Source organism: Adhaeretor mobilis (assembly GCF_007741515.1).
GTDB lineage: Bacteria > Planctomycetota > Planctomycetia > Pirellulales > Lacipirellulaceae > Adhaeretor > Adhaeretor mobilis.
Genome location: NZ_CP036263.1, coordinates 4,431,702 through 4,457,692, shown reverse-complemented (window position 1 = coordinate 4,457,692; position 25,991 = coordinate 4,431,702). Strand labels below are relative to the sequence as shown.

The 25,991-nt window shown below is 53.9% G+C and carries 22 protein-coding genes; 14 read left to right on the top strand and 8 right to left on the bottom strand.

Annotated features, from left to right (window positions below; all coding sequences use genetic code 11):
- Nucleotides 1-7 precede the first annotated feature (7 nt).
- A complete protein-coding gene (locus HG15A2_RS17535) occupies nucleotides 8-1,378 on the bottom strand; it encodes a neutral/alkaline non-lysosomal ceramidase N-terminal domain-containing protein (protein ID WP_218932051.1) in 1,371 nt (456 codons plus the stop codon).
- A 110-nt stretch (nucleotides 1,379-1,488) separates the two neighbouring features.
- Here HG15A2_RS17535 and HG15A2_RS17530 point away from each other — a divergent pair, with 110 nt between their 5' ends.
- A complete protein-coding gene (locus tag HG15A2_RS17530) occupies nucleotides 1,489-2,238 on the top strand; it encodes a GntR family transcriptional regulator (RefSeq protein ID WP_218932050.1) in 750 nt (249 codons plus the stop codon).
- 35 nt (nucleotides 2,239-2,273) lie between these two features.
- Here HG15A2_RS17530 and HG15A2_RS17525 read toward each other — a convergent pair whose 3' ends face one another.
- The gene (locus HG15A2_RS17525) at nucleotides 2,274-2,711 is read right to left on the bottom strand and encodes a hypothetical protein (protein WP_145061812.1); all 438 of its coding nucleotides are present in this window, start codon (nucleotides 2,709-2,711) and stop codon (nucleotides 2,274-2,276) included.
- Nucleotides 2,698-2,904, bottom strand: a complete 207-nt coding sequence (locus tag HG15A2_RS17520; RefSeq protein ID WP_145061810.1) for a hypothetical protein — start codon at nucleotides 2,902-2,904, stop codon at nucleotides 2,698-2,700. The genes HG15A2_RS17525 and HG15A2_RS17520 overlap by 14 nt, the downstream gene beginning before the upstream one ends.
- A 384-nt stretch (nucleotides 2,905-3,288) precedes the next feature.
- Between HG15A2_RS17520 and HG15A2_RS17515 the strand changes: the two genes are divergently transcribed.
- A complete protein-coding gene (locus HG15A2_RS17515; RefSeq protein WP_145061808.1) occupies nucleotides 3,289-3,492 on the top strand; it encodes a hypothetical protein in 204 nt (67 codons plus the stop codon).
- A 26-nt stretch (nucleotides 3,493-3,518) separates the two neighbouring features.
- On the opposite strand, the gene HG15A2_RS17510 is transcribed toward HG15A2_RS17515, so the two are convergent.
- The 4 genes from HG15A2_RS17510 to HG15A2_RS17495 all read right to left on the bottom strand — a co-directional run bounded on the left by HG15A2_RS17510 (nucleotide 3,519) and on the right by HG15A2_RS17495 (nucleotide 8,910).
- Nucleotides 3,519-4,817 carry a TRAP transporter large permease gene (locus HG15A2_RS17510; RefSeq protein ID WP_145061806.1) on the bottom strand — a complete coding sequence of 433 codons (1,299 nt, stop codon included), beginning with the start codon at nucleotides 4,815-4,817 and terminating at the stop codon, nucleotides 3,519-3,521.
- A gap of 7 nt (nucleotides 4,818-4,824) precedes the next feature.
- Nucleotides 4,825-5,370, bottom strand: coding sequence for a TRAP transporter small permease (locus HG15A2_RS17505; protein ID WP_145061804.1), 546 nt, complete (start codon nucleotides 5,368-5,370; stop codon nucleotides 4,825-4,827).
- Nucleotides 5,370-6,392, bottom strand: a complete 1,023-nt coding sequence (locus HG15A2_RS17500) for a TRAP transporter substrate-binding protein (protein WP_145061802.1) — start codon at nucleotides 6,390-6,392, stop codon at nucleotides 5,370-5,372. The genes HG15A2_RS17505 and HG15A2_RS17500 overlap by 1 nt, the downstream gene beginning before the upstream one ends.
- A 574-nt stretch (nucleotides 6,393-6,966) precedes the next feature.
- Nucleotides 6,967-8,910 carry a hypothetical protein gene (locus tag HG15A2_RS17495; RefSeq protein ID WP_145061800.1) on the bottom strand — a complete coding sequence of 648 codons (1,944 nt, stop codon included), beginning with the start codon at nucleotides 8,908-8,910 and terminating at the stop codon, nucleotides 6,967-6,969.
- Between the two features lie 161 nt (nucleotides 8,911-9,071).
- Here HG15A2_RS17495 and HG15A2_RS17490 point away from each other — a divergent pair, with 161 nt between their 5' ends.
- The 9 genes from HG15A2_RS17490 to HG15A2_RS17450 all read left to right on the top strand — a co-directional run bounded on the left by HG15A2_RS17490 (nucleotide 9,072) and on the right by HG15A2_RS17450 (nucleotide 21,633).
- On the top strand, nucleotides 9,072-10,922 hold the full coding sequence (locus HG15A2_RS17490) for a thioredoxin domain-containing protein (protein WP_218932049.1): 1,851 nt from the start codon (nucleotides 9,072-9,074) through the stop codon (nucleotides 10,920-10,922).
- 517 nt (nucleotides 10,923-11,439) lie between these two features.
- Nucleotides 11,440-12,513, top strand: a complete 1,074-nt coding sequence (locus tag HG15A2_RS17485) for an SMP-30/gluconolactonase/LRE family protein (RefSeq protein ID WP_145061796.1) — start codon at nucleotides 11,440-11,442, stop codon at nucleotides 12,511-12,513.
- A 60-nt stretch (nucleotides 12,514-12,573) separates the two neighbouring features.
- Nucleotides 12,574-12,978, top strand: a complete 405-nt coding sequence (locus HG15A2_RS17480; protein ID WP_145061795.1) for a MarR family transcriptional regulator — start codon at nucleotides 12,574-12,576, stop codon at nucleotides 12,976-12,978.
- Nucleotides 12,975-15,731: a TolC family protein gene (locus HG15A2_RS17475; RefSeq protein ID WP_145061793.1), complete on the top strand. Its 2,757-nt coding sequence runs from the start codon at nucleotides 12,975-12,977 to the stop codon at nucleotides 15,729-15,731. The genes HG15A2_RS17480 and HG15A2_RS17475 overlap by 4 nt, the downstream gene beginning before the upstream one ends.
- Nucleotides 15,732-15,821: 90 nt before the next feature.
- The gene (locus HG15A2_RS17470; protein WP_145061791.1) at nucleotides 15,822-17,351 is read left to right on the top strand and encodes an efflux RND transporter periplasmic adaptor subunit; all 1,530 of its coding nucleotides are present in this window, start codon (nucleotides 15,822-15,824) and stop codon (nucleotides 17,349-17,351) included.
- A 217-nt stretch (nucleotides 17,352-17,568) separates the two neighbouring features.
- The gene (locus HG15A2_RS17465) at nucleotides 17,569-18,279 is read left to right on the top strand and encodes an ABC transporter ATP-binding protein (RefSeq protein ID WP_218932048.1); all 711 of its coding nucleotides are present in this window, start codon (nucleotides 17,569-17,571) and stop codon (nucleotides 18,277-18,279) included.
- The gene (locus HG15A2_RS17460; RefSeq protein ID WP_145061787.1) at nucleotides 18,276-19,586 is read left to right on the top strand and encodes an ABC transporter permease; all 1,311 of its coding nucleotides are present in this window, start codon (nucleotides 18,276-18,278) and stop codon (nucleotides 19,584-19,586) included. The genes HG15A2_RS17465 and HG15A2_RS17460 overlap by 4 nt, the downstream gene beginning before the upstream one ends.
- A 253-nt stretch (nucleotides 19,587-19,839) precedes the next feature.
- Nucleotides 19,840-20,838 carry a cupin-like domain-containing protein gene (locus tag HG15A2_RS17455; RefSeq protein WP_145061785.1) on the top strand — a complete coding sequence of 333 codons (999 nt, stop codon included), beginning with the start codon at nucleotides 19,840-19,842 and terminating at the stop codon, nucleotides 20,836-20,838.
- Nucleotides 20,839-20,919: 81 nt separating this feature from the next.
- Complete coding sequence (locus HG15A2_RS17450) at nucleotides 20,920-21,633, top strand: GNAT family N-acetyltransferase (protein WP_145061783.1); 714 nt, start codon at nucleotides 20,920-20,922, stop codon at nucleotides 21,631-21,633.
- On the opposite strand, the gene galE is transcribed toward HG15A2_RS17450, so the two are convergent.
- The gene (gene galE, locus HG15A2_RS17445; protein ID WP_145061781.1) at nucleotides 21,569-22,552 is read right to left on the bottom strand and encodes a UDP-glucose 4-epimerase GalE; all 984 of its coding nucleotides are present in this window, start codon (nucleotides 22,550-22,552) and stop codon (nucleotides 21,569-21,571) included. The two genes, HG15A2_RS17450 and galE, sit on opposite strands and share 65 nt — an antisense overlap.
- A gap of 321 nt (nucleotides 22,553-22,873) precedes the next feature.
- On the opposite strand from galE, the gene HG15A2_RS17440 reads away from it, so the two are divergent.
- From HG15A2_RS17440 to HG15A2_RS17430, 3 genes are all read left to right on the top strand, one after another.
- A complete protein-coding gene (locus HG15A2_RS17440; RefSeq protein ID WP_218932047.1) occupies nucleotides 22,874-23,842 on the top strand; it encodes a TIGR03032 family protein in 969 nt (322 codons plus the stop codon).
- A gap of 280 nt (nucleotides 23,843-24,122) precedes the next feature.
- On the top strand, nucleotides 24,123-24,413 hold the full coding sequence (locus tag HG15A2_RS24165; RefSeq protein WP_218932046.1) for a DUF3253 domain-containing protein: 291 nt from the start codon (nucleotides 24,123-24,125) through the stop codon (nucleotides 24,411-24,413).
- Nucleotides 24,414-24,538: 125 nt separating this feature from the next.
- Nucleotides 24,539-25,975 (top strand): cryptochrome/photolyase family protein, encoded by a 1,437-nt coding sequence (locus HG15A2_RS17430; RefSeq protein WP_145061775.1) that lies wholly within the window; start codon nucleotides 24,539-24,541, stop codon nucleotides 25,973-25,975.
- The last annotated feature ends 16 nt before the right edge of the window (nucleotides 25,976-25,991 follow it).

Sequence of the window (25,991 nt, the reverse complement as noted above, 5' to 3'; positions counted from 1 at the left end):
AGTCAGGTCATGCATCCGGGCCCGCATTGGCGGTACTCAAGGTGTGGAGCATTTCTGTTGTGATATCGAGAAGACGGCGTGGAGAATCGGGGCTGGCAAACACCGCATTGGAGGCTTCGTAACACTTGCTTTCAACGGCTTCAGGTGTCACTAGATAACCTTGCAACTCTCCGTTTGCTAGTGTGATCAAGTGGGCTTCTGGATAGCGTTGCCGGAGCTCCAGGGCGTATTCTACAAAGACTTCTCCCGGCCAACCGACAAATGACCAGGAGTCGATGGTAACTATCTGAATCTCGGCGGGGAGGCACGTTCGGACGGCATCTTCCAGTCGGCCATCCAGGTGCGAGCGTGCGAGAGTCAGTGTTTCTTGGGCACCAAACCAACTACATTCCGCTGTGCGGATTTCAGTTTTCTCAGCATTTGATGTTCGCAAGTGTTCCAAGAATGCACTTGCTTCTTCAAGAGCCACTGTCGCTTCTGGTATCGAGGGAAACTCGCGCAAGCGCAAATCCGCATATTCAACTTTGCACGCTAAGTTCCAATCTGAGACATACTCAACATTCTCGAGGGCAGACTTGAAGGCTTTGCCGAGAATGGTTCCTAATCGCGTTGCTTCTTCTAGGGTATTTGAGCGTGTGACGTGCCGCGGGCTTTGATTGCCTGCCGCCCCCATATGGTAGACCACGACTAAGTCGTTGAGCCCCTCTTGGGATTGTAGATATTGTCTTGCAAGAGACGGAAAGTCGCCACTGATGCATGTCGAATCTTCATGCAGGACGGTGGGATGCATGGAGCAGATGCACATCAGGCCTATCAAGCTTTGGTCTTGAGTCGAGCGGGCGACAAGCACCGGCAGTTCAGGGATCGAAGGCCCTGCGGGATTGTGGCGATTTGTCCCTAGTCCGTGCACTTCAGAAACGACCAGTCCCACCTCCGCTGGCTGAGCGTACTTGAATGCTTGAGTGCCTGCGTCGACGATTCCATTTATCAACTTTCTTAGGTAAGTCGGATCGGGCTTAGGGACTACCCTATCTTCAGAATTACTGAGCATACTCATCGTGATCGGACCGGAGTGGGTATGCGTTGCAGTAATCATGATGTGCTCAGCCGGCATACCCGTCTGCTGACTGATTTCACCGCGCGCTTCAGCCACTTGCTCCTTTGTCAGGAAAATCACATCCACGGCCACGAATAGAGTGCCACTCTGCCCGTCACTCAGATAGATCGCGGAAGCGAGCAGTGGATCATGAACACTTGTGCTAGTTCGTTCGCAGTGCGGATACCCAAATAGAAATTGCGGAGTGTCCGGAGTCACATCCACTTGGGCCGCCCCAGCCTTTCGGTGGAGGTAGGCGTTGTAGTTGGAATTGCTACTCATGAGGGATTGACACATTGCGCGAGGTGGTCATAATCAAACCATATTGGTTATAACCTTTTGCGTGATGGGTTTGCAGCCCCTTTTTGCCACTTTCGAGGTCATTGCCCCAATTGACTGCCACAAGTTCAAAAGTTGCCTATAAGAGCGTAGCGGATATTCTGCGACGACGGATTCTAGCCAACGAACTCAAGGCTGGTGAGCGCCTGCCAACCGAGCGAGAACTGTGTGGCAATTTCTCTGCATCTCGCATCACGATCCGGCGCGCTTTGCAGATCCTGGCGGATGAAACGCTCATTCAGCGACGGCATGGCAGTGGTACTTTTGTAAGCCCTACTCCTTCTCGCAGAATTCCGATTCTTGGCACGGATTTTAGTGGTTCGGTGGCCGCACATGCGCCTGAGCTTGGGCGACGTCTGGAAACTTGGCGATGGCAGTCTGCTCCAGACAACGTCGCCACATCACTTCAGATGAAATCTGACGGGCGTGTCTTGTTCGCGCGACGGATTGACCTACTCAAGGATGATCCAGTTGCGTTCGACGAAGTTTACCTTCCCGAACAGGTGGCTGATCAATTGGACAAGCAAGATCTTAGCGACATCCGATTCCTCGAACGTTGGCAAAAAGTCCAGTCGATCCACATTGACTATTTGACACAAAGTGTGGAAGCAATAGCCGCCGAAACAGCGCATCGCAAACGACTCAAAGGCAAAGTCGGTGCCCCGCTACTCAAGGAAGTCAGCACGATGTTTCTTGCATCAGGCGAAGCGTGTGGACTTTTCACGAGTTACTATCGCAGCGATTTGTTCCGCCTTACTTCGACATTTCGCCTTCAGTCGTCTAGCGAAAATGGGCTGGAGTAAACGCGATGTTGGCCACCCTTATAGAGAACGCGCAGCTAGTACGCCCAGGTCACTGGAGCCGTGCAGGTAGCATCCTGATAAAGGATAGCGTCATCAAGGCCATTGATCCGAAAGCGGATCAGATTGACAGCTCCGTAGTTCGAGTTGATGCAATGGGAGCCTTGCTGACCCCCGGCTTGGTGGACATTCATTGCCATGGAATTCACCAATATCTCTATGAAGCTAACCACCAGGAAGGCAACTTGTTCGCACGCACCTGCTAAGTCGATGTAGGCATAGCCGAAATCGACTTGTGCTTGCCCTGGCGGATGGGACAGCGGCAAGAAGACTTCCTGGGTCGATCGCTTCCACTCACGCACTGCAGTGCGGACACTCGTGTAGCCACCTGGGTAACCATGCTCATCACGCAGACGATGAAAGATGCGCGTGGCCGTGTGACGTTGCTTCTTTGGGGCCTTTCTATCGGCTTCCAAGATCTCGTGGAGGATGGGTAGACGGTTCGAGGATCGGCTTGCCTCGCGGCTTGCACTGCCGATAGCCGGGCGGCTCGTCATGCGTGAGCATCTTCGCTAGCGTATGCCAGCTGATGTCATATTCGCGGCAAGCCGCGCGTTTCGATAGTTCGCCGGTTAACACCCGGCGACGTACTTCAGTCCATTGTTCCATGTCAGCGTACACTCCTGCGCCTTTCTGAGAATCTGGAAATGATGAGGGCTAAAGGCTTATCTTCCCAAATCCCAAGAACTGCACATCTGTGCGCTGCAACGATCAGTTGCCAAATCTCCCCGCCAAGCGCCGCACTTTTCGAACGCTATTCACACCATGTCCGCCTAGGAAACAGCCTGCCTCGATGAAGCTTTCGTGCAAACCGTATCTGCCGCTCCCTACATCAATCGCGCTACTTTAGATTAGAATGCGTATTAGACTCTCATAGAATGTGGATTAGGTTTTGGGAGCAGGCCATCTCGTGATTGGGGGTGGGCAGATCTAGTGAATATATAGATTCTCAATACGGGCCGTTCGCCAATCGATACGAGTGCCAAGGACACCATGTTTTCTGATGAAACTATCGGCCACTTATTCCCTGAACCAGTTGCGGAACTACCTTTGCAACTGATTGCGAGCATGCTGTCCGCCCAAGATGAAGCACTATCGGCTCTTGGTAGCCGGGTTGCTGGGACCGCATTGGAAACGAAATTTGACGCCACACTGCTTGGAGAAAAGGTAGTCGAGCAGGCGCAAAAATCAGCATGATTATCTACCGCCGGTGACGTTACTCGTTAGTTTGCTCCGAGTGTCTCTGGCAGCCACATTGAGAGCGGTGCCCAGTAGGTTGTGAGTAGCAAGGTTGCCAGCATCGCCAGGAAGAATGGCAGCATCGGTTTAGTCACTTCCGCAATCGTGGTTTTTCCCACGCCGCAGCCAACGAATAGACAGGTTCCTACTGGGGGAGTGCATAAGCCAATGCAAAGGTTGATAATCATCATCACTCCAAAATGCACGGGGTGCATCCCGAGTTTGGTGACCACTGGCAAGAAAATCGGCGTGAAGATCAGCACTGCAGGAGTCATGTCCATGACAGTGCCGACCATGAGGAGCAGAATATTGATCAACATCAAAATAACGTAAGGGTTGTCAGACAAGGACAACATGGCTGTGCTGACTGCCTGGGGGATATTCTCGTAAGTTAGCACCCAACTCAACGCTTGGCTGGTACCGATCAGCAGAAAAATCACACCGGTGGTGGCGCCAGTTTGAAGGCAAATGCGAGGTAGATCTGACAACTTGATCTCGCGATAAACAACGACCGCCAGTAGCAAGGCGTAGAGCACCGCAATCGCTGCCGCTTCAGTGGGAGAAAATGCTCCCCACAGGATTCCGGCCAAGACAATCACGACTAATAACAAGCTTGGCAATGCCCTCAACGCAGCCCAAAAGATTTGGTTCCAGGAGGCCGCTACTTCCGCAAGTTCAGACTTATTCCGGCTCACGAGTAGACAAACTAGCATGATGGCAAGTCCCATCACAATTCCAGGAAGAATGCCGGCAAGAAACATAGCCACGACGGAAACATTTCCCCCAGTGACCACGGCGTAGACGATCATGATGTTGCTAGGAGGGATGACCAGTCCCGTCGTTGCAGCAGTCGTCGTCACAGCGACGCTAAATCGACGATCGTACCCCTTGCGAGTCATCTCCGGGATGATCATTCCCCCGACTGAAGAAACGGCCGCAGTGGCAGATCCGGAAATCGCACCGAACATCATACAAGTCATGGTACTCACATAGGACAAGCCGCCACGATATTGTCCCACCACCGCGGAGGCGAAATCAATAAGCCGCCTTGCCATACCACCCTCGCCCATGAGGATGCCGGCTAGGATAAAGAATGGAATCGCCAATAGTGGAAAGCTTGCGATACCTGTGCTCAGTCTTTGGGCAACTATGGTAGTCGCTGGCACAGTCCCCAGCGATACAATAGTGAGCAATGCGCACAAGCCAATTGCTACGGCTACGGGCACATTGATCAATACCAAGACCACGAAGCTGATGATCAGGATAGCGACTTGGATTTCCATGGCATGTCTAACTTCGCGGCGGGGGATCGGAGCCTGAATCTTGCGGTTGCTCAATACTCTTCGCATCGGTCGAGCAGATTCCCAGGAACTGCTCAACACCGTAGATCACGATGAACAGCCCACTCAAAGGCAACGCCAAATAGGCGTACCCCATCTTTAAGCCCAGGGCCGGTGTCACCTGATTGGCAGCAAGTGTTTCGGAGACCAGTATGCTACCTCCGTAGACCATCACAACCAAAGCAAACGCGATGACAATGGATTGAGTGATAAGCGCCATCATCTTCTTGACGGCAGGATCGAGCTGTTCGGCAAGATAATCGAATCCTAAGTGCTCACGCCGTCCAAATGCCACCGCCGCACCAAGTAGAGCGACCCAAATTAGTAGCAGTCTGGCAATCTCTTCAGTCCACCGACTGGGAGATCCCATGATGAATCGCGTAAAAACACCCCACAGCACGTCAATCACAAGAAGCGCAACGGCGAAGATCACTGCCGATTCCAACACATTGTCCAGGAATCGTTTCATCGGTTTCAGCGGCGCGAGGGAACTCATTAGGGGAGTCCTTGGACGCGCTCGATGAGTTTTCCTACGGCGGTGCCCTGCAATTTGGCTACCATTGGCTTCACTTGAGTTGCGAAAAGAGACTTCTCAGGCCGATGGACCGTTACGCCCTCGCTTTGGACGTCTAGCAAGACCTTGGCCGTTTTTTCTTGCCAGAGTTTGCGCTGAAACTCCGACGCCTCATCAGCAGATTCCTGCAACCACGTTTGGACCTGGGCAGGAAGGCTCGACCAAGTCGATTCACTAATCAACAGGATATCGGGGACGCGGGCATGCTCATCGAGCGAGAGATGTTTGCAAACCTCAAAGTGTCGGTTGGAGTAAAAGCTGGGCGGGTTATTCTCGGCCCCGTCAACCATCCCTTGTTGAAGTCCTGTATAGAGCTCACCAAAAGCCATTGGGGTTGGTGAGCCACCAAGCGACTCAACCATCTCCATGGCTGTTTGACTCGACTGAACTCGAATCTTTAAACCCTTCAAGTCTTTGGGAGCGAGAATAGGCTTGGTAGTTGTGTAAAAACTGCGGGCGCCGGCATCGAGATAACAGAGCCCTCGCAGCCCGGCTTCGCCACCTTTGCGAAGCAATTCTTTGCCGATTTCTCCAGTAAAAACTTGCCAGGCGTGATCTTCATTTCGAAAGAGGTAGGGCACGCTGAACAGGGCAAATTCAGGCAGAAAACTTTCCAGTGGTGCTGTAGAGGTCTTAGTCATGTCCAACGCGCCACGCTGCAGTTGCTCGATGCACTCGGTTTCGGAACCTAGCTGGCCGTTGGGGAAGATTTGCAGTTCGACGCTACCCTTAGACTTTTTCCGCAGAAGTTCCCCCATGTGCTCAAGCGAAAGATGGACCGGGTGTTGCTGATCCAAAGAATGGCCCAACTTGAGGACAATCTCGGCTCCACCACTCTGGCGGTCGCCGCTGATGTGTCGCACGCAGAGAGCAAAAACTCCTGTCGATAGCAAGATGCCCAGGAGAAAGCCAGCCAGGAGATTCGATTTGCTATTGCTCAGCACTTGAACTGCTTCTCAATCTTGGGCTGACGAGTGACACGTTATGGTTTACAACGATCGTATCTGACGGACGGAGTGCACTCCGTTCGAGTGAGTTGCGAAGGTACGACTTCGAGTGAGTTACCCTACGTATTGCATTGGTTTACCCTAGCTTAGCTGCTTTTTTGGTAGTATCAAGGTCACGGAAACTAGCGAGTCGTTTGGGCGCTAATCGCTTGCAGAACCTTAGTGGAGTGTGCCCCGTTATCGTGGTCTCAACGGCGAACCAAGCGAGCGCTGTATTACCTGCATTTACGGGTGGTTGGCCAAGGGGCGACCGCTGCCGGTGGACGCGGTGAGGACGTCTGTCATGTGACCAATCTGCTCGACGGCGGCCGCGGCAGCGCAAGCCTTTCCCAATCTCTGATGGGGGAGGTTATCGATCGAGAGAATCTGAACGATGCACTTTCGAGAATGTCGTTCCCATCAATTTCCTCTGGAGAATAATCTCGTGGTCAATGAGGATGGCAGCTTCATACTGGAGCCAATTGATTCCTGGCGTTTCTGTGGGAAAGCGTTTTATCTAGATCACTGCTGATCATTCTTTAACTTGTGGTATCCAAGCTTCCAGAAATTCCTTTTGGACTTCCACGCCGATCGCTAACCAATCGCGATCAGCATAGACACCGTCTGGCTTTAAGGAGCGGAGTGAGCCCAAAGTACCACCCTCTGGCAAAGCGACCCCACCACCGTTGAGGGTAGACGCGAAAAAGGCGTTGAACTTCTCCAGTAGGAAATCCTGACTAGCCTTCGGAAGTTGTGATTCAAGTTGGGCAACACCCTGCCGTTCGAGTTGATATTCACCAAACTCATTCTGTGTCAAAACATAGTTCACCGTTAAGGTCGCCGATCCAACGAACTGCTCGCCTGATATTTCAACTTGCTGCATCCTCATGATGATTCGAAAGTGGCTAGCGGAAGGGATCGATATCTCTAACGGGCGCGGCTTTGCTGCAACGATCGCCCATCGCTGAGAGCGAGAGTGCACCATCAACGGCGGCGGCAACTGAGGGAGCAAAATCTTTCCGTAATTCATGAAGTATTCGTCCGTAAACGTTTTACCTGCCATGATTGTCTCTCCCATGTTGTTAAAGAACGAAACATGAAAGCGAGCTTGTACGTCGGACGCGAGGCTCTCGGGTGGGCAATTTGTGGGAGCACCGAGTTGCGTGCTCCTCCCGGCCCATCCATTGACGACCACAGCGTCTGATGTGCTCTGAATGCCGTGCAAACGAGGCGTTGCGCCCTCGCGAGCAATCGGTGCCAAGACCTCTTGGAAATTGTCTAATGACTGCTTGGTTCGAGTAAATTCCGCGCGGATCTCTCGCACGGCCGTCTCGATGCGTTCGTCCATTTCTTTCTGCAACAGGTCGCTTGCTTTGTATCTTGCTCGTGAAGACATCTGTCGCTTCGACTCAGGTTCGCTGACGCGTCGCTCACCAATGAGGCGAACTAGTGCGTTTTTGCCATCCACATTAGTCACGCGAGTTCGGACTTCGGGCGAAACGTCCGTCGGTCGGAGCGTGACACCTCGCAAGCTAACTTCGATTGGAGTGATCGCACTCACCGGACCGACCGTTTTCATGCCCACTGTGACTGGTCCGATAATAGCTCGACAATAGGATTCAATCTCTCCCGCGTAGGTGACTCTTATGTCCGCCAGATCAGAGTTTTCGTTTAGCGCGACGCCAAGATAACCATGGGTCCGAGCGGTGCCGTGCACGTTGGCCGTTCTTGGCTGCGAGAGTAAACTAGTGCCTTGAACCGTGAGTCGATCCGACACCGGCAATGTCTCGTCCACTTCGCTTGCAAGCAACGCGACCACACGAGAAATTAGCGGCTTCGTAACGATGATCTGTGCATTTGGCAGAGAGACTAAGGAATGAACTCTCGATATCTTTTCTGGGGTCTGCTTTGTCTTCTTGAACCACCCTAAGGTCCGTCCCAAGGCTGATGCGTTTCGGTCGCTGGGGTCGTTAACAAGTTCCAGCAACTGTTGCCTTAAGACGACTAGGCGTCGCTGATGTTCCGCTTGGAGATTGGGTTCAGAGAATGTGTAAACCGCATCGAGGTGAGCGTCGAGCTTTTCTCGCAACTGCGAGAAAAAAGGATACTCCAAGCCTTCTCGATTGGAATAAAGCCAACGCCGCACCAAAGCGAGTTGGTCCAAATTCGTCTCGGACGGCTCACCAAGATTACTGACTAGCAACGGCCAATGGAGATGATTCTTCCAGGCAGCCGCATAAGCGTCTCCCTGAGCATCAAGTGCGTCACTAACAACACGTGTTTCGTTAGCAAGCTCACTTCGGCTCGTGTCGTACCATTTTGGATCGGGCGACTGAAAGCAAGACTCCGCACCCTCGATAATTAAAATCGCTTCTGATACGCGCGAGCTTAGAGATTCGCCAGCGCACGCTGGCGAGCTGACAATGGCAATCAAGGCTGCGGGTAGCGCAAGACGATAGAGCATAATACCAAGCATGCAAAGTTTCCGTGATGTTCGCGGAAAAAGCATTTGGCCGAGAGATGTAATACGACACCCAAAAACTGTTTCAAGACTACTAGCAATGCCTAGTGTCGAGTTTGCCTCCAACTCGACACTCCTATTTCTACGTTCGGCATGCCCCCTATTCACTGTCCACTGTGGTAAACATGGTTATCCAACGCCAGCACTTATGCAGAGTAGTTGTAACGATTCTGACGATTTTATCTGTCGGCAATACCCAAGCTGCCGCCCCGGTGCTGACCGGACGCTGGGGTGACACTCGTCTGCCACTACAACTGATTAGCAACTGCGACTCAAACAGAACGCAGGCGCTAGTCGTGGTTACGTTTTCCACGATTTGTCCGCTAGCGAAGCGGCTCGTACCCCAACTCAATCGGCTACAAGCTCAATATCAAGCTGACGGCATCCAACTTGTCGCGCTTTTCCCAAATGGTATTGACGACCTGAACGAGATCGCAACTTACGCAATTGATACGCAGCTGACATTTCCTGTCTACAAAGACGACCTCGATTCACCTTGGCATGAGCAACTAGGCATGAAGACGACGCCCAGTGTCGTGATGCTGGATGTGCGAAACGGATTCGACGTTCAGACAGTCGTCTATCGCGGTCAGGTAAGCGGACAGTGGTTCGGCGGTGGTGCCTCGAATGAGAAACAAAATTACCTCGCTGACGCTCTCGCTAGTTTTGTGAAAGATGAACCGGTGCTCCTCACAGAAACTGCTGCTTCGGGGTGCGCGATCGCCAAGCGGGCACGCCGCGATCTTTCCTCCTACGAGAACACTACGTATTACAAGGACATCCTACCCTTGTTGCAGGACAGCTGTATCAGCTGCCACCGAAGCGGCGAACCGGGAGCGGAATTGTTCGCAGCTTTTGATTCTTATGAGACGGTTGCTGCTATGTCCGATGTGATGCTAAGTCGGATGGAGAACCGGCTAATGCCGCCGTGGCACGCCAGTACGGATCCTCATAATGGCCTCGGCGGCTTCAAGGGCGATGTGCGACTTTCTGACGAACAAATTGACCTCTTCCGAGCATGGGTCAAAAATGACTGCCCCGCAGGCAACGACGAGGATGCGCCAGCGGAGCCAACGTGGCCCTTTAGTGATGCTTGGCGTATCGGTACTCCAGACTTTGTGTTCCAGATGCCGGAGCCGTATGTCGTTCCCAAAGACCGGCTTGATGAGTACCAATTCTATCGAGTTGCTGCCAACTTTCCTGAAGACCGATTTATTCAGTCCATCGAAATGAAACCTGGCAACAAATCTATTGTCCATCACATGGGAGCGATCATTGGCCGCAGCTCTTTGGAAGCACAGAGTGCAAACCAAGCGTTGCTAAAGCTTTATGGCCTGACCGGCGACAAGGTGAAGAAGATAGGAGATTATATTCCTGGCGATCCCTTCAATGCTCGCACCTACCCCAAGGGCTATGCACTCAAGTTACCTGCACGGCACGACTTGTTCTTCGAGATGCACTACACGCCTACTGGCGAAGAGGAGGAGCCCGATCTATCTCAGCTTGGCATCGTCTGGGCTGATCAGCAGCCCGAGCATGTGATCGAAACCAAAGTATTCAATCGTAAGGATATTCGCTTGCGACCACACATGCAGCATTACGAGAAGCAAAGCTATTACCAATTTTCAACCGATGTCTTGATCTATGCACTGGCACCACACATGCACTTTCGCGGTAAGGACTTCACGCTCTATAAATTGGAAAACCCAGGCACTCCTGACGAGAGTCGCGTGCTGATCCTGAAAATCCCTGCTTACGACTTCAATTGGCAGCGCACTTACGAGTTCGTTAAACCGTTGAAATTGAAAGCGGGTGACGTGCTTTTCTCAGTTGCGCACTTCGACAACTCGCACTTCAACCCAAATAATCCCGACCCGGAAGCCTTCGTCCGGTTCGGTCTCTTGTCTGAGCAGGAGATGTTGAACATGCGGACAAAATTTGAACGCGTCGAATTAGAAGACAAATAGAAAGGCCTTAACGTCAGTCTCCTTAGGTCAGCGACCCGACGGTGATCAGACCTGCCTGCGTGTTTGGATCAACGCTTGTGCTAGAAGTAAATTCCCGCCGCTCATGAGAAGTATTGGATTGTTGTCGGTGAGAGAGGCGAACCTATCAACTTCAAGCCATTGTGCGACGCCCGTTCGTTTTCGGAGCTGCGATCAGACTTTGTCGACCCAGACGTAGACGGTTGTCTCTCCCTACTTCGGTCTGCAGAGACCAAATCAGCAAGGCATACGTAGCTGTACTTGGTGGCGGGGCCGAGCGATACTTGCCATGCTCTTGCGATTGGGCCTTGTCTTTCTGACGGACAGATCTGACCTAACGGACAAACGGGTATGCCCGCATGCCTGAGATCGGCTCCTTGCATCGGCTACGGGACACTTCTACGCTTGATGGACGGGAGGGTTGTCGAGAGAATCCGCCCTGCCCTCATCTACGCTTGAAGAAGTGTCTTGAGTTACCTGATCTCAAGGTTAGACAGCCATGAAGTCGCAGTTGCAATTGGTTTGTTCTTTACTGCCCGCAGTGTTGGTGAGTATTACCGCAACGTGCGATGCCAAAGAGTTCGCAACCACTGGGGAGATCGAACGGATTGATCCGGCTTTCGATAAGATCGTCTCTAGCGATGCAAAAATTGAAGTGCTCGCGGAGGGCTTCACCTGGAGCGAAGGCCCGGTATGGGTGCCTCAGAAAGATCGTATCGATGGCGGGTACCTACTGTTTTCCGACGTGCCGAACAATGTAGTCCACCGCTGGGACGAGGTGGACGGGCTCAGCACTTTTCTCAAGCCGTCAGGATTCACTGGTAAAACCACTAACGCCAACGAGACCGGTTCCAACGGACTGGCGCTCGACGCAAAGGGGCGACTCGTGCTTTGCCAGCATGGTGACCGCCGCTTGGCCCGCCTGAAGGAATCGCTGGCAAATCCTACGCCTGAGTACGAAACGCTGGTTAATCGATTCGAAGGGAAGCGTTTCCACAGTCCCAACGACTTAGTGATCCACTCGAGCGGCGAGATCTACTTTACTGATCCGCCTTATGGTCTAGCAAAGAAGTGGAAGGACCCATCTCGTGAGATGGACTTTCAAGGCATCTACCGCCTCTCAGCCGATGGTAGCGAACTTTCGTTGCTCGTGTCGGAATTGCATGCGCCTAACGGAATAGCCTTCTCGCCGGATGAAAAGACCCTGTATGTCACCCAGTCGCACCGCCCTGCTCCAGTTGTCATGGCTTATTTGGTTCGAGAGGTTCGCGGCAAGGACGATCACAGTGATTTCTTCATCGAAGCGGGCCGTGTGTTCTTCGATGCGTCTGAGCTTGTCAAGACTCGCACTGGCATGCCCGACGGGATGAAGGTCGATGCCAGCGGCAATGTTTTTGCTACTGGGCCTGGAGGCGTGCTCGTCATCAGCCCTGAGGGGAAGCATCTTGGGAGCATTCGCACGGGCGGGGTGATTGCCAATTGTGCTTTCGGAGATGATGGCAAAACACTTTACATGACCAGTCATGAAAGACTTTGCCGGGTGCGCGTTTTAACGACTGGGCAAGGTTTCTAGGCTGCTAGCATAGGAGGTTTTGTTCAAGTATGAACTATCAGTGTGCCGAATCGTTCAAGGATGAACGATTACAAAAACACCCCGAAGTCATCGGCGACACCAGATTCGCCGCCCTCAAAAGAGCATCTCGACGAGCTCTGCCGAGACGTCGCTGCAGGCCGTAAGGCGGCAAAGACACTGAAGGACTTCGTGGCTGGTAGTCCTGTCAGCGAAGTAGAATTCCGGCTGCTTTGGCATCTACAGAAAAATTCGACAACCGATCAGCGTGCACTCGCACTAAGTTTGGGGGTTTCACCTGCTCAGGTGAGTAGTTGCGTCGAGCAACTACGATCAGAACTACTTGTCGTCGGAGTGCGTGACAGCAAAGACCGTCGCCGACAGAAGTGGCGTCTCTCCATGGGGGGCGTCTCGCTACTGGCCAGTCTCACAACGCCCGGTGTGCGTGTGTGGAAGGAGGCGGCATGAAACGCTACTATCCACTACCGCTGTTGCTGCTACTATTTGCAGCAACAGGTTGCCAGCCCTCAAAGTATCGCCAGCGGGCTGATGCGGACGCGAATTGCCTGACCGCGCAAAAAGCGAACGTGTTAGGCTCGTTGCCGGATGACTTTCATATCAAGATCGATCCTCGCTCGCGTATGTTCGATCCGTACGATCCGGACTGCGAACCTATGCCGCCGGACGATCCGCTATCGCATCTCTATATGGAATGCGTGGACTGCAAGAAGGGCTCCAAATGTTGGCGTTGCTTGCCAGAGACGCCGTTCGTTGAGAATCCCGAGTGGTTGACGTTTATTCCTCGCAATGAGCGTGGTGCGCTTCAGCTTGACTCACGGGAAGCAGTCTCGACGGCTCTGCTGCACTCGCCTCGCTATCAAAGTGAGCTCGAAGAGTTGTTCCTGTCTGCCTTGGATGTGTCGTTCGAGCGTTTCCGCTTCGATACGCAATTCTACGGTGGCTCGGATGTATTCTTCACCGCCGATGGACGCGATCGCAGCGGCACGGCTGATTCATCGAGTTTGCTGGCAGTCTCACCCTCGCGACCAGGCAACAGCTTTCGGGCTGAGCGGTTAACCGCGACAGGTGGGCAGTTGGTGGTAGGTATGGCCAACTCGCTAGTCTGGCAGTTTGCCGGCCCAGATGATTATTCGAGCAATTCTTTCTTAGACTTTTCGCTCGTCCAGCCGTTACTTCGTGGTGCTGGCCGCACGCGAGTATTGGAACGCCTGACTATTTCTGAACGCGCCCTCCTGGCAAATGTGCGAAGCATGGAACGATATCGTCGAGGTTTCTACCTGAGCATTCTCACTGGTGCTGATGCGGGACAAGGGGCATCGCGACGGGGCGGCTTCTTTGGCGGCAGCGGACTCGAAGGCTTTTCTGGCGTAGGCGGTGGTGGTTTTGGAAACGTCGGCAACTTTAGTGGCTTTGGTGGAAATGGTGGAAATGGCGGCGGTGGTGGGTTCACAGGTGGCGCTGGTGCACAAGGTGCTGGCGGCTTCCTAGGTTTGTTGCAGAGTGCTCAACAGATTAGTAACCAACGCGCCAATGTGGCAGCCCTGCGTGAAAGCTACGATCAGTTGCAAGCGTCGTACGACGCCGGTCGGATTGATCGTTTTCAAGTCGAGCTAGCCCAGCAAGCCCTTTACAACGCCCAAAGTCAGTTGCTTACCTCGGAAACCGTCTATCAATCCTCGCTCGATTTCTTCAAAATTAGCCTCGGTCTTCCGCCCGACTTGCCTGTGGAGATCAAGGACCCGCTGCTCGACCAATTCCAGCTAGTCGATCCGAATCTCGAAGCGGTGCAATCAGAGGTGAGCGAACTGTTGGCCGAGCTTAGAGTGTTGCGTGCTGAGCTTGCAGATTCAAATGAGCAAGAGGGCGGTGGGGACACCGATGCAGAGCCTTTACTGGTTGATCTTGATTGGGGTGAGGAGATTTCCCACTTGCGTGATAAGGTCGAGCAACATTTAGGAATCATTGAGAACGACTTCACTAAGTTTGAGGCGTCCTTACCCGCTCGCAAGAAAGCTCTCGCAAGCCTTGAACTACGCAATGATGCACGCGAAGCGAACATAGATCCGGCTCTGTTTGATATCCAGCGGCTGGAAGCACGGGCTAAGAAGCGGCAGGCGGAGTTCCTGCGAGCTCAGCGACAACTGGCAGAGATTTGGAAATCCTTGGAGCAAGTCAGTGCCGAGGGGAGCGAGCCACAGCAACTAAGGCTCACGGTCGAGGGGCTCACCAAGCTCTCCTCGACTCTACTGGAGCTATCGTTGGTGCAAGCAGGAACACGCTTGGAGGGCATCGCGTTTGAGCCGAGCGAAATTACTCCTGAGCAAGCCCTGCAAATTGCGAGTGCATACCGTCGAGATTGGCAGAACGCGCGGGCGCAGCTGGTTGATACGTGGCGGCTTATCTACTTCAATGCGAATGATTTGAAGAGCGATTTCGGCTTGGTATTCAATGGGGATATCGGGAATGTGGGAGACAATCCGTTCCGGCTCCGCGATACGCGCGGACGTTTACGCGTGGGCTTGCAATTTGATCCGCCGATCACTCGATTGGCAGAACGAAACATCTACCGACAATCGCTCATCGAGTACCAACAAGCACGCCGCAGCTACTATCAATTCCGTGATGGCATTGCGGTCGGCTTGCGAGGCACGATTCGCCAGCTGCGGCTGAATGAGGTGAATTTCGAGTTGCGTAGGGCAGCTGTGTTGGTGGCGATCTCTCAGGTGGATCTTACCCAGTTGCGACTTTCTGAACCGCCCAAGCCTGAGGTTGAGGCACAGTTTGGGGCTACCACGGCACGCGACTTGGTGCAGTCGCTGTCCGATCTGTTGAATGTCCAGAACGACTTTCTCAGTGTTTGGGTGAACTACGAAGTGCAGCGATTGAACCTGGAACACGATTTGGGGCTGATGGAACTCGACCCGTCAGGGCTAAGGATCGAACAGCAGATTCCCTACCGAGCGTTGCTGGCCGAATTATGCGTGCCGACCGACCCCCCCGCTCTACCGGGCGAGGCTGATCTAGAACTGCCTGAGAGCATTGTCCCACCAGCCGAGCAGCTACCAAAGCCAATTGAGGAATTGAAGTTAGAGCAGCCGGACACGTTGGATCGGGCTAATTGGGTACAGCCTGCGGGCTATTGGGAGCCTGCCAGCACGGAACGCTTGCGCTCCCTGCCTCCTGTTGTGGGTGAGGAGTAGGCGATTCTGGCCCGCCGGATAACACTTCCCACCCTATTTGCGTATAATCGTTGTGTGTCGCTAACACTGCTTCAAACTCCCTGCCGACCTATGAATTCAAGCTGTAACCAACCTGTTGCTTTGCCTTCCAATCGTCGCGGCGCGAGCCCGTTTTCGATCATGGCGACTCTGCTAGTACTCGGCGGCATAGGTGCTGCAAGTTACTACGTGTGGGCCGCGCGGAGTAACGACGAAGGCAAGACCAACGCCATTCTGCACGAAGTCCAACGCGATGATTTTACACTGTCGGTGACTGAACGCGGCGAGATAGAATCAGCTGGCGTCGTCGAAGTGAAGTCGGAAGTCAAAACGAATAACACGCCCGGCTTGGCCATTTTGCGTATCGTCCCTGAAGGAACACACGTCGAGGAAGGCGACTTTCTCATCGAGCTTGATTCCTCCGCCCTGGAAGAGGAACGCACCACACGCCAAATTACGGCGAACACGAATTTAGCGGTCGTCGTCGAGGCAAAGAACCTCTACGAAACTGCCGTAATCGCCAAGCGGGAATACATTGAGGGAACCTTCGTCCAGGAAAAGCAGACGATCGAGAGCGAAATGTTTGTGGCGGAGGAGAATCTCAATCGGGCGAAGGAGTACTTCGAGTACAGCAAGAAGCTGGCCGCAAAAGGCTACGTGAACGACTTGCAGTTGGAAGCGGACAAGTTTGCGGTTGAGAAATCGCAAAAGGAACTCGAAGCGGCCAATACCAAGCTGCGCGTGCTGGAGAATTTTACTAAAGAAAAGATGGTCAAGCAATTAGAAAGCGATATCATAATCGCCAAAACAAAATGGGAATCCGACCAGAAAAGCCATGAGTTGGAACGCGGCAAGCTGGAAGATGTCGAAGACCAAATTCGCAAATGCACGATCCTGGCGCCACACCAAGGGGTGGTGACGTACGCTCACTCTCGGGATCATCGCGGCAACAACGAATTCGTCGTCGAAGAGGGCGCCGTCATTCGAGAGCGGCAAACCATCATCAAACTGCCTGATGCGAGCTCGATGCGTGTCGAGCTCACCATCAACGAATCGCTGATTCAATATGTGAAGCCCGGCATGCCTGCGAAGATATTCCCCGTAGGCTTAGGCGACCAGGTCTTTAAGGGCCAAGTCGAGAAAGTGAATCGCTACGCAGAGCCTTCCGGGTGGCGAAAAGCAAACGTGAAGGAGTACAAAGCCTATGTGACGATTGAAGAACCGGATGCGAAGCTCCGCTCAGGCATGACCACTTCGGTCACGATCAACTGCCTTGAAGAGCCCGATGCTATCCAAGCGCCTGTACAAAGCGTTTACGCCCACGGAGAGGACTTTTTCTGCTTCGTCAGAGAGGCGGGCCGTTGGAATGCCAAGAAAGTGGAAGTGGGCCCCACGAACGACAAGTTTTTCGTGATCCGTGGGGGGCTCAACGAAAACGACGCTGTGGCGATGAACCCGAAACGCATGGTCAGCGAGGTGAATCTGCCGCCGCTGCCGCAGCAGAAGGCTGCCGACGGACAGCAGCCCATCGCTGAGGGGCTGCAGCTGCCAGAGAAAGTTGCAGAGCACTCCGAAGCAACGCAGTCAAGCGCCGGTGGCTAGCCTTCTTTTCTCAGGCTCTGAGAAGTATGACGCAGAACAACGCGGTTTGAGCGGATAGTTGCTAATAATGATTCACTTCGACCATTGCCTATCATTGACGCTTTGACTTGCTGTTTCTCAATTCTTCCGTAGCACTTGTGACTATTGCTTTTAGCTCGTTCGGCTTGAATCCGCCCAATCCGTGTTCCATTCTGATCCTTGTTGTGAGTACCTCACTGTGACCGTCCTCGCCGCTAGTCTTCGCGATCTTCAGAAAGACTACTACCTGAGTAGCGAGACCGTACGTGCGTTGCGTGGCGTTTCGTTTGACGTACCTGAAGGTGACTACATATCAATCATGGGACCCTCGGGTTCGGGCAAGAGCACACTGTTGAACTTGCTAGGTTGCCTGGATCGACCTACTGGTGGTTCGTTTCTGCTCGGCGATGAGGACGTCGCGCACATGAGCGACGATAAACTGGCAGAAACGCGGGCTAATCGCATTGGGTTTATTTTTCAATCGTACAACTTACTCCAAGCACTCACGGTAGTAGAGAATATTGAAGTGCCGTTGTATTACAGTGGCGATCTCACGCCAGAATCGAGGCAGCGATGTATCGACCTAGCCACCAAGGTCGGTCTGGAAGATCGGCTTGATCATCGACCGGCACAGCTTTCCGGTGGGCAGCAGCAACGTGTGGCGATTGCTCGCAGTTTAGTGAACGATCCGAGATTCATTTTGGCAGACGAACCGACCGGTAATCTGGACACCGCCACCACGCAGGAGATTCTCGGAATTCTAGCGGAATTGAATGCTCAAGGTCGCACGATTGTGATGGTCACCCATGAGCCTGAAGTAGCGGAGCAAACTGGGCGTACGATTCTCATGCGGGACGGGCGAATTCAGTCCGACGAGCGCAATATGGCTTTCTCCGGGGTGTCGTCATGAGGCGTTGGTGGCGGACCATGCGTCTGAGTATCAAAAGCTTGCTACTGCATCCGCTGCGCTCAGGGCTCACAATCCTGGGTATCTTCATCGGTATCGCGGGCGTTATTTGGCTGCTGGCCATCGGCGATGGCATTGGCCGGAAGGCCGAAGAGCAAATCGCCGAGTTGGGTGCTCGCAATATTATTGTGAGCACCGTGAAGCCTTCCAGCGACGAAGTGCAAGACTCAGGCTACGGACTTACACGGGCAGATTTCGAGCGAGTGCGCGATACGATCTCTACGCTCAAGCGAGCGCTGCCAATCCGCATTCTTTCCAAAGAGTTCCGTTATCTCACTCGCAAATTCGAAGGTCGGCTCGTAGGCTGCACGCCCGACTACGCGGAGGTGTCTCGCCTGGAGGTTGACCAGGGTCGATTTCTGACTGATTCTGACGGACGATCTGAGCGTAACTACTGCGTACTGGCTGAAGCAAGTGCAAAGAAGCTGTTTCCCTTCGGTGATCCGCTGGGCAAACGGATCATGGCTGACGACGAGTTCTACATCGTTGTCGGCACGATGAAGAAGCGGCATTCCTCTTCCGCGGTCGGCGGTTCCACGGCAGTGGAAGACTTTTCCAGTGATGTATACATTCCGATTGAATCGCTCTGGCGGCGACTGGGTGACATGATCATCGTGACCAAACCGGGGCAATTTCAAAGCGACTTGGTGGAGGTCAGCCGTTTCAATCTCGAAGTTCACCACCGCGATCAAGTGCTCAACACGGCCGAAGTCGTGAAGAACACGATTGAAGCAGATCACACATTGCCCGACTATTCAGTGACCGTGCCGCTGGAACTTTTGCAGCAAGCGGAAACTACCCGGCTTATGTTCGTGATTTTCTTGGGCATGATTGCCGCCGTCTCGCTGGTTGTCGGTGGCATCGGCATTATGAACATCATGCTGGCAACTGTAACAGAGCGCACTCGCGAGATTGGCATTCGCCGCGCATTGGGCGCAAAAAGACGCGACATTACGCGGCAGTTCCTCGCTGAGAGCGTCGTACTTTCTGTTGTAGGCGGATTGTTGGGCATTGGAGGCGGTTTGCTCTGCACCCTGATGACCGTGGAATTTCGTACGTTGCTGGAGTATAAGTTCCCCGAGCAGATGCTCGCTCTGCCGGAGATCATCCGCGAAGTCGAGCCCACCGTCGTGCCCTGGTCGATTCCGGTGGCATTCTCGATTTCCGTAATAGTGGGCGTCGTCTTCGGTGTCTACCCAGCCATTCGGGCGGCTAAGCTTGACCCGATCGAAGCGTTGCGGCACGAGTAAGCTACTCTTGAAGTAGGCGTGACGTCCGGCGTTCTCTTTTCTCCACCTCTGGTTGCTTTTCAGTGAACCAGCAGTCGGGAAAAGGTTCGTTCTATGAGGTTTATGACTTCTGACCGGCCTGTTTTCGCGTCTGCGGATTGTGGCACGCTCGTTGCTTCAATTCCAAGTTCACTTCCGTGCCGTGTAGCTCTCGGTTGGTACTGCTTATTATGCTCCCGCTGGACTTTGTTTCTTAACTAAGAGGACCTTACGTATGCCTAAACCCAACACACCGTCTTTACTTGAGAATTGGACCCAGAAGACATTCGATACCGTTGAGGAGGGCGTGCTGGTCGCACAGCATCGCTTGGAGGAGACAGGACTGTTCAGCGATGAGGCTCTGGCGGAACTCATTGACTCGCATCCGCCTGAACACCTCGGTGTGAGCACCATGGGCGTTGATCCGAACATTTTCGACTGGCGCGAGGGGCATCGGGGAGACGAGTCGGGTGCGGAACTACTGGAGCTAGTCAATAGTGGGCAACTCTGGATTAATGTTCGTAAGGTACTCGACCATCACCCGGAGCATGCCGCGGCGATCGATTCTATGTACGACGAGATCGAACGTAACAAACCCGGCTTCAAAGCTGAAAATCGCACGGCCAACCTACTCATTTCCTCGCCCACAGCCTGGGTCCCGTATCACGTGGACATGCCTGTAAACATGCTCTGGCACATCCGTGGCAAGAAACGAGTGTGGGTTTATCCACCATTCGACACGCGGTTTGCGTCAATCGAAGTGCTAGAGAAAGTTTGCGCTGGCGAATGGTCGGAAGACGTGCCCTACAACAACAGCTTCGACCGCTATGCTCTGGTGTTTGATGCGCAACCGGGGGAACTGATCACTTGGCCTCAGCTTACACCACATCGCGTGCGAAATCTCGAAGGTTTGAACGTGTCGCTTTCTACCGAGCACAAGAACAGTCGCGCCCGTCGTCGATTGAATGTCCACAACGCGAACTATCACTTGCGAAAGAGTTTTGGCATCGGTGCGAAGAGCATTGAAGTTGACGGACTGACTGCCCACAGCAAACAGTGGCTGGCTCGTGGTTTCCGCTACGCCGGCAAGTTTGCCGGTAAGGAGAAGGAGCAGTTCGTTTATCCCAAGTCGTTCGTAGTCGACAGAGACGCACCACACGGGTTCAGCCTCTTGGAAGGGCAAGAAGAGAAGGTAGCAGCACCGCATGAGGAATTACAGCCTGTTGCCAGCTAAATCAAGGTCCTCGTTCCCACGTCCTGCGTGGGAACGGGGTCTTTTAAGGTTGCCCATTGAGTCCAGTGAGTTGGGGGTCCTATGCAGTCTGTCGCCAAGCCAATTCGAGTGCTCTACAAGAGCTTGCAGAAAGTTCTCACGCTCGACGTCACTTGGTTGATGGCGTTAGACGCTGAAGATGTCCGAGAGCGCAGGACCCCCGGTGACGTCAGGCTTCGGCAACTCACGGTTCAGGAAGTGCGCTCATACAGCCTGCTTCCCGACTTTGAGTTGTCGCCGGCTGATGCGGTACGTTTAGAGAAAACCAACCACCAGTGCTTCGCTGCTTTCGTCGATAGGCAACTGGCCGGATACGCGTGGTACGCCTTCGAAGGGATCCAGGCAAAGTACAATCGAGGCAGGAACGAGGCATCTGGCGTAGCGATGACTTTTCCAAGGCACATGGCCTTCATGTACAAAGGGTACACCCACGCTAAATTCCGAGGACGGGGGCTGTATGGATTGCTCCAACAGAGCGCATTGGGTCAGTTCTCTAAGGAAGGAGTCACCACGTTGCTCTCCACGGCCGACTGGACCAACGAAGCGGCCCTGGCGGGTTGCACGCGGCTAGGGTTCAAGCCCGTCGGGCGAATCTGGGTCGCCGGTGTTCTCGGAGAGACTCTTCGCAAGATTCCCGCTGCTGCCAAATCCATCGAAGTCCGTGGCGGGGCAAGCATGAGCGAATTGCGGATTACTTCCCGAAACCCTCGGGATGGTCTCGGTGCCACGCCCAAGCCGACTCGACAATTGGCTTGATTCCCACGTGCTTGGGCTGCCAATCGAGCGTTTTCCGCGCGAGACTTGCATCAGCCACTAGCCTATCTGGATCGCCAGCTCGCCGCTCCACCACCCTTGCCGGGATTTCTTTCCCCGTAACTTTGCGACACGCGTTGATCACTTCAAGCACGCTTGCGCCTTCACCGGTGCCCAGGTTCAATAACAAGCCTTCACCCGATTTGATTTTCTCAAGAGCCGCGATGTGCGCGGTTGCTAAGTCATCCACGTGAATATAGTCGCGAATGCAGGTGCCATCGGGGGTATCGTAGTCGTCGCCGAAGATCTTGATCTCGTCACGCTTGCCCAGTGCCACATCAAGCACTAGAGGGATGAGATGCGTCTCGGGCTGATGGTCCTCTCCGATGGAACCATCGGCAGCAGCGCCAGAGGCATTGAAGTAACGCAGCGCCGCATAGCCCAGGCCATAGGCAGCCGCGTAATCGGCCATGGCTCGTTCGATCACTAGCTTTGTGTAGCCGTACGGGTTGATGGGGGCCTGCTTCTCAGCTTCGGTTATCGGCACGACTTCGGGCACGCCGTAGGTAGCGCAGGTGCTCGAGAAGACAATCTTCTCGACGCCGGTGGCTCGCATGGAGTCCAGCAGAGAGAGCGTGCCCACCACGTTATTCTGGTAGTACTTGCCCGGATCGGTGACGGACTCACCCACGTAGGCGAAGGCCGCGAAGTGCATGACGGCTTCGATTTTGTAGTCGCGAAATGCCGCAGCCAATCGTGCCCCGTCCATGAGGTCGCCCTCAATGAAGCGATCTTCGGGAACCGCTTGGCGATGGCCGTACGAAAGATTGTCGTAAACCCAAGTCGTGTGACCGGCAGCAAGCAGCATTTTGGCTGCGTGAGAGCCCACGTATCCGGCACCACCGGTTAGCAAAACATTCATCGTTGTTATTATTTCTCCTGCCCAACAGGGGGACTTAGTTCTTGGATTTGCTAGGCGAGTATCATAGCACAAGATGAGTCGCGGCTAACCCGCAAGCGGCAAACACCGTCGTTGCCATTTAGTCGTGCAGCCAAGTTCTATGACGAAAAACCTGCTAGAATGCGAGCAGCAGTTGCCCATCTTCAGACTGCCCTAGATGGGTTGCAAGCAGAGCATTTTTCCCCAAAGAATGGATTCGTATGAAAATCTGTTTTACGTTATCAAAATGCGATGCTTCGGTCTCGAGCATCGTGCCGGAGGTCGTCGCCTGACGCTCCTCGGATGACCATACCCAAGAAACCAGCAAGTATTCAGATCCAGGCACACGGGGAGTTCGTCCCTTGGTTAGAGGCAACCGGTGGTTCGCTGCTGGTGACAACCTATAACTCTGGGAAGCTCGCTGCCTTTTCAGTTGATAAGCAGGGGCTGCGAACCCGAGTGTGGAAGTTCCCCCGTCCTATGGGACTCGCAATTCGGGGAGATCGCATTGCCTTGGCTGCGAGGCATCACTTTAGGATATTTCAACGCACCGGACAGAACTCGTTCGAAGTGGAAAAAAAATATAGTACCGGCAAGCTCGACATGCATGATGTCGCGTTCGGTCGACGTGGCGCGTACTTCATCAATACCAAGTTTAATTGCCTGTCGCGTCCTAGCAAAAAGGTAAACTTCCTGCGCTGCTGGCAGCCGGATTTCATCTCGGAAATCAAACCGAAGGACCGCTGCCACTTGAATGGTCTCGGCATGAAAGCAGGTCTCCCGGCGGTGGTCACTGCTTTCGGCGAAACCGACGAACCCAAGGGCTGGCGGATATTAGATCGCTTTACCAGTGGTGTCCTCATCGACGTACCAACAAGCAAGACGATTGGCCGTGGGCTGTGCATGCCCCATTCGCCACGTTGGAACGCCGGATGGTGGCTTTGCAATTCAGGAGTGGGAACTCTCGAAAAGTTTGACGTCGCCAGCAACAGTTTCAACACGGTATGCGAGCTGCCAGGCTTTACCCGGGGGCTGTGTTTCGTCAACGAAGCATCCGTTGTGGGGCTCTCTAAGATTCGCGAAAAACATATTCTCGACTCACCGCTGCTCCGGAAAGTGGAGTCGACCGTTCATGCCGGAATAGCCGTAGTGGGAACTCATTCGGGAGAAATCCTAGGTCGGCTAGAGTTCACCCGAGGGGGCAGCGAAGTCTACGAGGTGGCATTTTTGCCGGGCATTCGGCAGGTTCGCTTCGAGGACGAGCCCGCCTGAGATCGCCGCCCATGAACGCCCCGGCAAGTTTGTCAAGCCTTTCTCACCCACTTGGCGGCGGAATAAGCGGACCAGTCAAGCAAAGAAATTCGCAGGTTGCGGCAAAACGAATGCCTGTCGTGGCTGGCCCTCTGAGGCTTGGGCGGGTAAATTAGATGAGCGAGAAGAGCAAGTGACTGAGTCGGTGGACTATCGTTCTCCCATCACGAAACATTGTTCGCCTCATTTTTTGAGACCCCAACCCCATTGTAAGCTGAGAAAAGCGTCAGCGAGGAATTCCGTGGATCGATCAATCGCCAATACGCCTGAGACTTTCAGCAATGAGCAAATTGCTGAAGAAATACTTCGTCTGGTTAACCTGCGTGGACCCAAGAAAAGTATCTGCCCGTCGGAGGCTGCTCGCCATCTGGGTGGCGGCGACTATCGCGACATCATGCAGCAAGTGCGTGACGTGGCGGCAGAGCTTATCCAAAAGGGTGATCTACGTGCCACTCAAAAGGGCGAGACCGTCGATCCCGACGAAGCGCGAGGCCCGATTCGCCTAGCGCTGCCTGAAGCGGACGGAGCCTAGTCGCGGCGACTGGGCATTCTTTCCTACTTGTTCTGCTCCTTGTTACTCCTGCAAGGTTTGTTGCGGTTACTGCGCTCCGGACTTTTTCCAAGCGTAGTTTTCACTAGCATTTCAGCAGGGCACCCGTGAGTACTTCGACGACCATTCTTTGGTATCGCCAAGACCTGCGTTTGGCAGACCACCCTGCCCTACTGCGCGCGGCTGATCGTGGCACGGTGCTACCCGTCTTTATTTGGGCACCCGAGGAAGAGGGCGATTGGCCACTTGGCGGCGCTTCGAAGTGGTGGCTTCATCACTCGCTCGATAGTTTGACAGAGCAGCTTGAGGGTATGGGCTCACGACTCATCCTTCGCCAAGGCAACTCGTTGAAAGTGCTAAGCGAACTGATCCAGCAGACTGGTGCGTCGGCCGTTTATTGGAGTCGTCGCTACGAGCCAGCTGCCATCGAGCGCGACCAGCGAGTGAAGTCTGCGCTGAAGCAGGACGGCATCGAAGTGAAAAGCTTCAACGGCAGCTTGCTTTACGAGCCGTGGGAGATTGAAACGAAGGCAGGCGGTCCTTACAAAGTGTTCACGCCCTTCTGGAAGGCCTGCCGAGCTCTCCATATAGATCACGATCCCAGGGAGCCCCCTGAAGGGTTGATCAGCCCGAGGAGGTGGCCGAAATCTGTCGAGTTGGCGGACCTGAAGCTGCTGCCCGAACCTGATTGGGATAGCCAATTCTACGAGACATGGGACGTTGGCGCTCGAGCGGCTGAAGATGCTCTCAATGCGTTTATCTCTGAAGGCCGATTGGGCGACTACCAGGAAGCTCGAAACCGGTTAGACGTCCAAGGCTGGTCGCAACTCTCGCCACGCCTGCACTTTGGCGAGATCAGCCCCCGACAAGTTTGGGCATCAGTCAAAGCCGCCTACAATGGTGCTCCCTCCCTGCGGAAGAGTTCCGACACGTATCTGAGCGAAATCGGCTGGCGGGAGTTTGCTTATCATTTGCTGTACTACTTCCCTTCGACGACGAACGAGCCCCTCCGAGAGAAGTTTGCGGTATTCCCCTGGGACGAGGACAACGAGAAATTACAAAAGTGGCAACGCGGTCAGACGGGCTATCCGGTAGTCGACGCTGCCATGCGGGACTTGTGGGCGACCGGCTTCATGCCCAATCGGGCTCGTATGATTGTGGCCTCGTTTCTCACCAAGCATCTGCGCATCCCCTGGCAGCGGGGTGCTGAGTGGTTTTGGGATACCTTGTGCGATGCGGACCTCGCCAGCAACTCACTCGGCTGGCAGTGGACGGCCGGTTGCGGGGCAGATGCTGCACCCTACTTCCGCATTTTTAATCCAATGACTCAGGGCGAGAAATTCGACCCAGACGGTGATTACGTACGCCGCTGGGTCCCAGAAATAGCAGGACTACCCAACAAGGTGCTAGACAAACCGTGGGAAGCGAGTGAAGAGCAGCTAGAAGAAGCTGGAATCACTCTTGGCAAAGACTACCCCCACCCGATGGTCGATCATTTTGAGGCCCGCGATGCGGCGCTCGCTGCGTACAATCAGATCAAGTGACGAAGTTAGCAGCCTT

Excerpts from the sequence above, each read along its gene's own strand:
- galE (WP_145061781.1), bottom strand. The coding sequence starts at position 22,552 with ATGAATGTTTTGCTAACCGGTGGTGCCGGATACGTGGGCTCTCACGCA.
- HG15A2_RS17455 (WP_145061785.1), top strand. The coding sequence starts at position 19,840 with ATGCCTAAACCCAACACACCGTCTTTACTTGAGAATTGGACCCAGAAG.
- HG15A2_RS17495 (WP_145061800.1), bottom strand. The coding sequence starts at position 8,910 with ATGCTTGGTATTATGCTCTATCGTCTTGCGCTACCCGCAGCCTTGATT.
- HG15A2_RS17535 (WP_218932051.1), bottom strand. The coding sequence starts at position 1,378 with ATGAGTAGCAATTCCAACTACAACGCCTACCTCCACCGAAAGGCTGGG.
- HG15A2_RS17515 (WP_145061808.1), top strand. The coding sequence starts at position 3,289 with ATGTTTTCTGATGAAACTATCGGCCACTTATTCCCTGAACCAGTTGCG.
- HG15A2_RS17475 (WP_145061793.1), top strand. The coding sequence starts at position 12,975 with ATGAAACGCTACTATCCACTACCGCTGTTGCTGCTACTATTTGCAGCA.
- HG15A2_RS17460 (WP_145061787.1), top strand. The coding sequence starts at position 18,276 with ATGAGGCGTTGGTGGCGGACCATGCGTCTGAGTATCAAAAGCTTGCTA.
- HG15A2_RS17520 (WP_145061810.1), bottom strand. The coding sequence starts at position 2,904 with ATGGAACAATGGACTGAAGTACGTCGCCGGGTGTTAACCGGCGAACTA.
- HG15A2_RS17470 (WP_145061791.1), top strand. The coding sequence starts at position 15,822 with ATGAATTCAAGCTGTAACCAACCTGTTGCTTTGCCTTCCAATCGTCGC.
- HG15A2_RS17485 (WP_145061796.1), top strand. The coding sequence starts at position 11,440 with ATGAAGTCGCAGTTGCAATTGGTTTGTTCTTTACTGCCCGCAGTGTTG.
- HG15A2_RS17440 (WP_218932047.1), top strand. The coding sequence starts at position 22,874 with ATGACCATACCCAAGAAACCAGCAAGTATTCAGATCCAGGCACACGGG.
- HG15A2_RS17505 (WP_145061804.1), bottom strand. The coding sequence starts at position 5,370 with ATGAGTTCCCTCGCGCCGCTGAAACCGATGAAACGATTCCTGGACAAT.
- HG15A2_RS17480 (WP_145061795.1), top strand. The coding sequence starts at position 12,574 with ATGAACGATTACAAAAACACCCCGAAGTCATCGGCGACACCAGATTCG.
- HG15A2_RS17450 (WP_145061783.1), top strand. The coding sequence starts at position 20,920 with ATGCAGTCTGTCGCCAAGCCAATTCGAGTGCTCTACAAGAGCTTGCAG.
- HG15A2_RS17510 (WP_145061806.1), bottom strand. The coding sequence starts at position 4,817 with ATGGAAATCCAAGTCGCTATCCTGATCATCAGCTTCGTGGTCTTGGTA.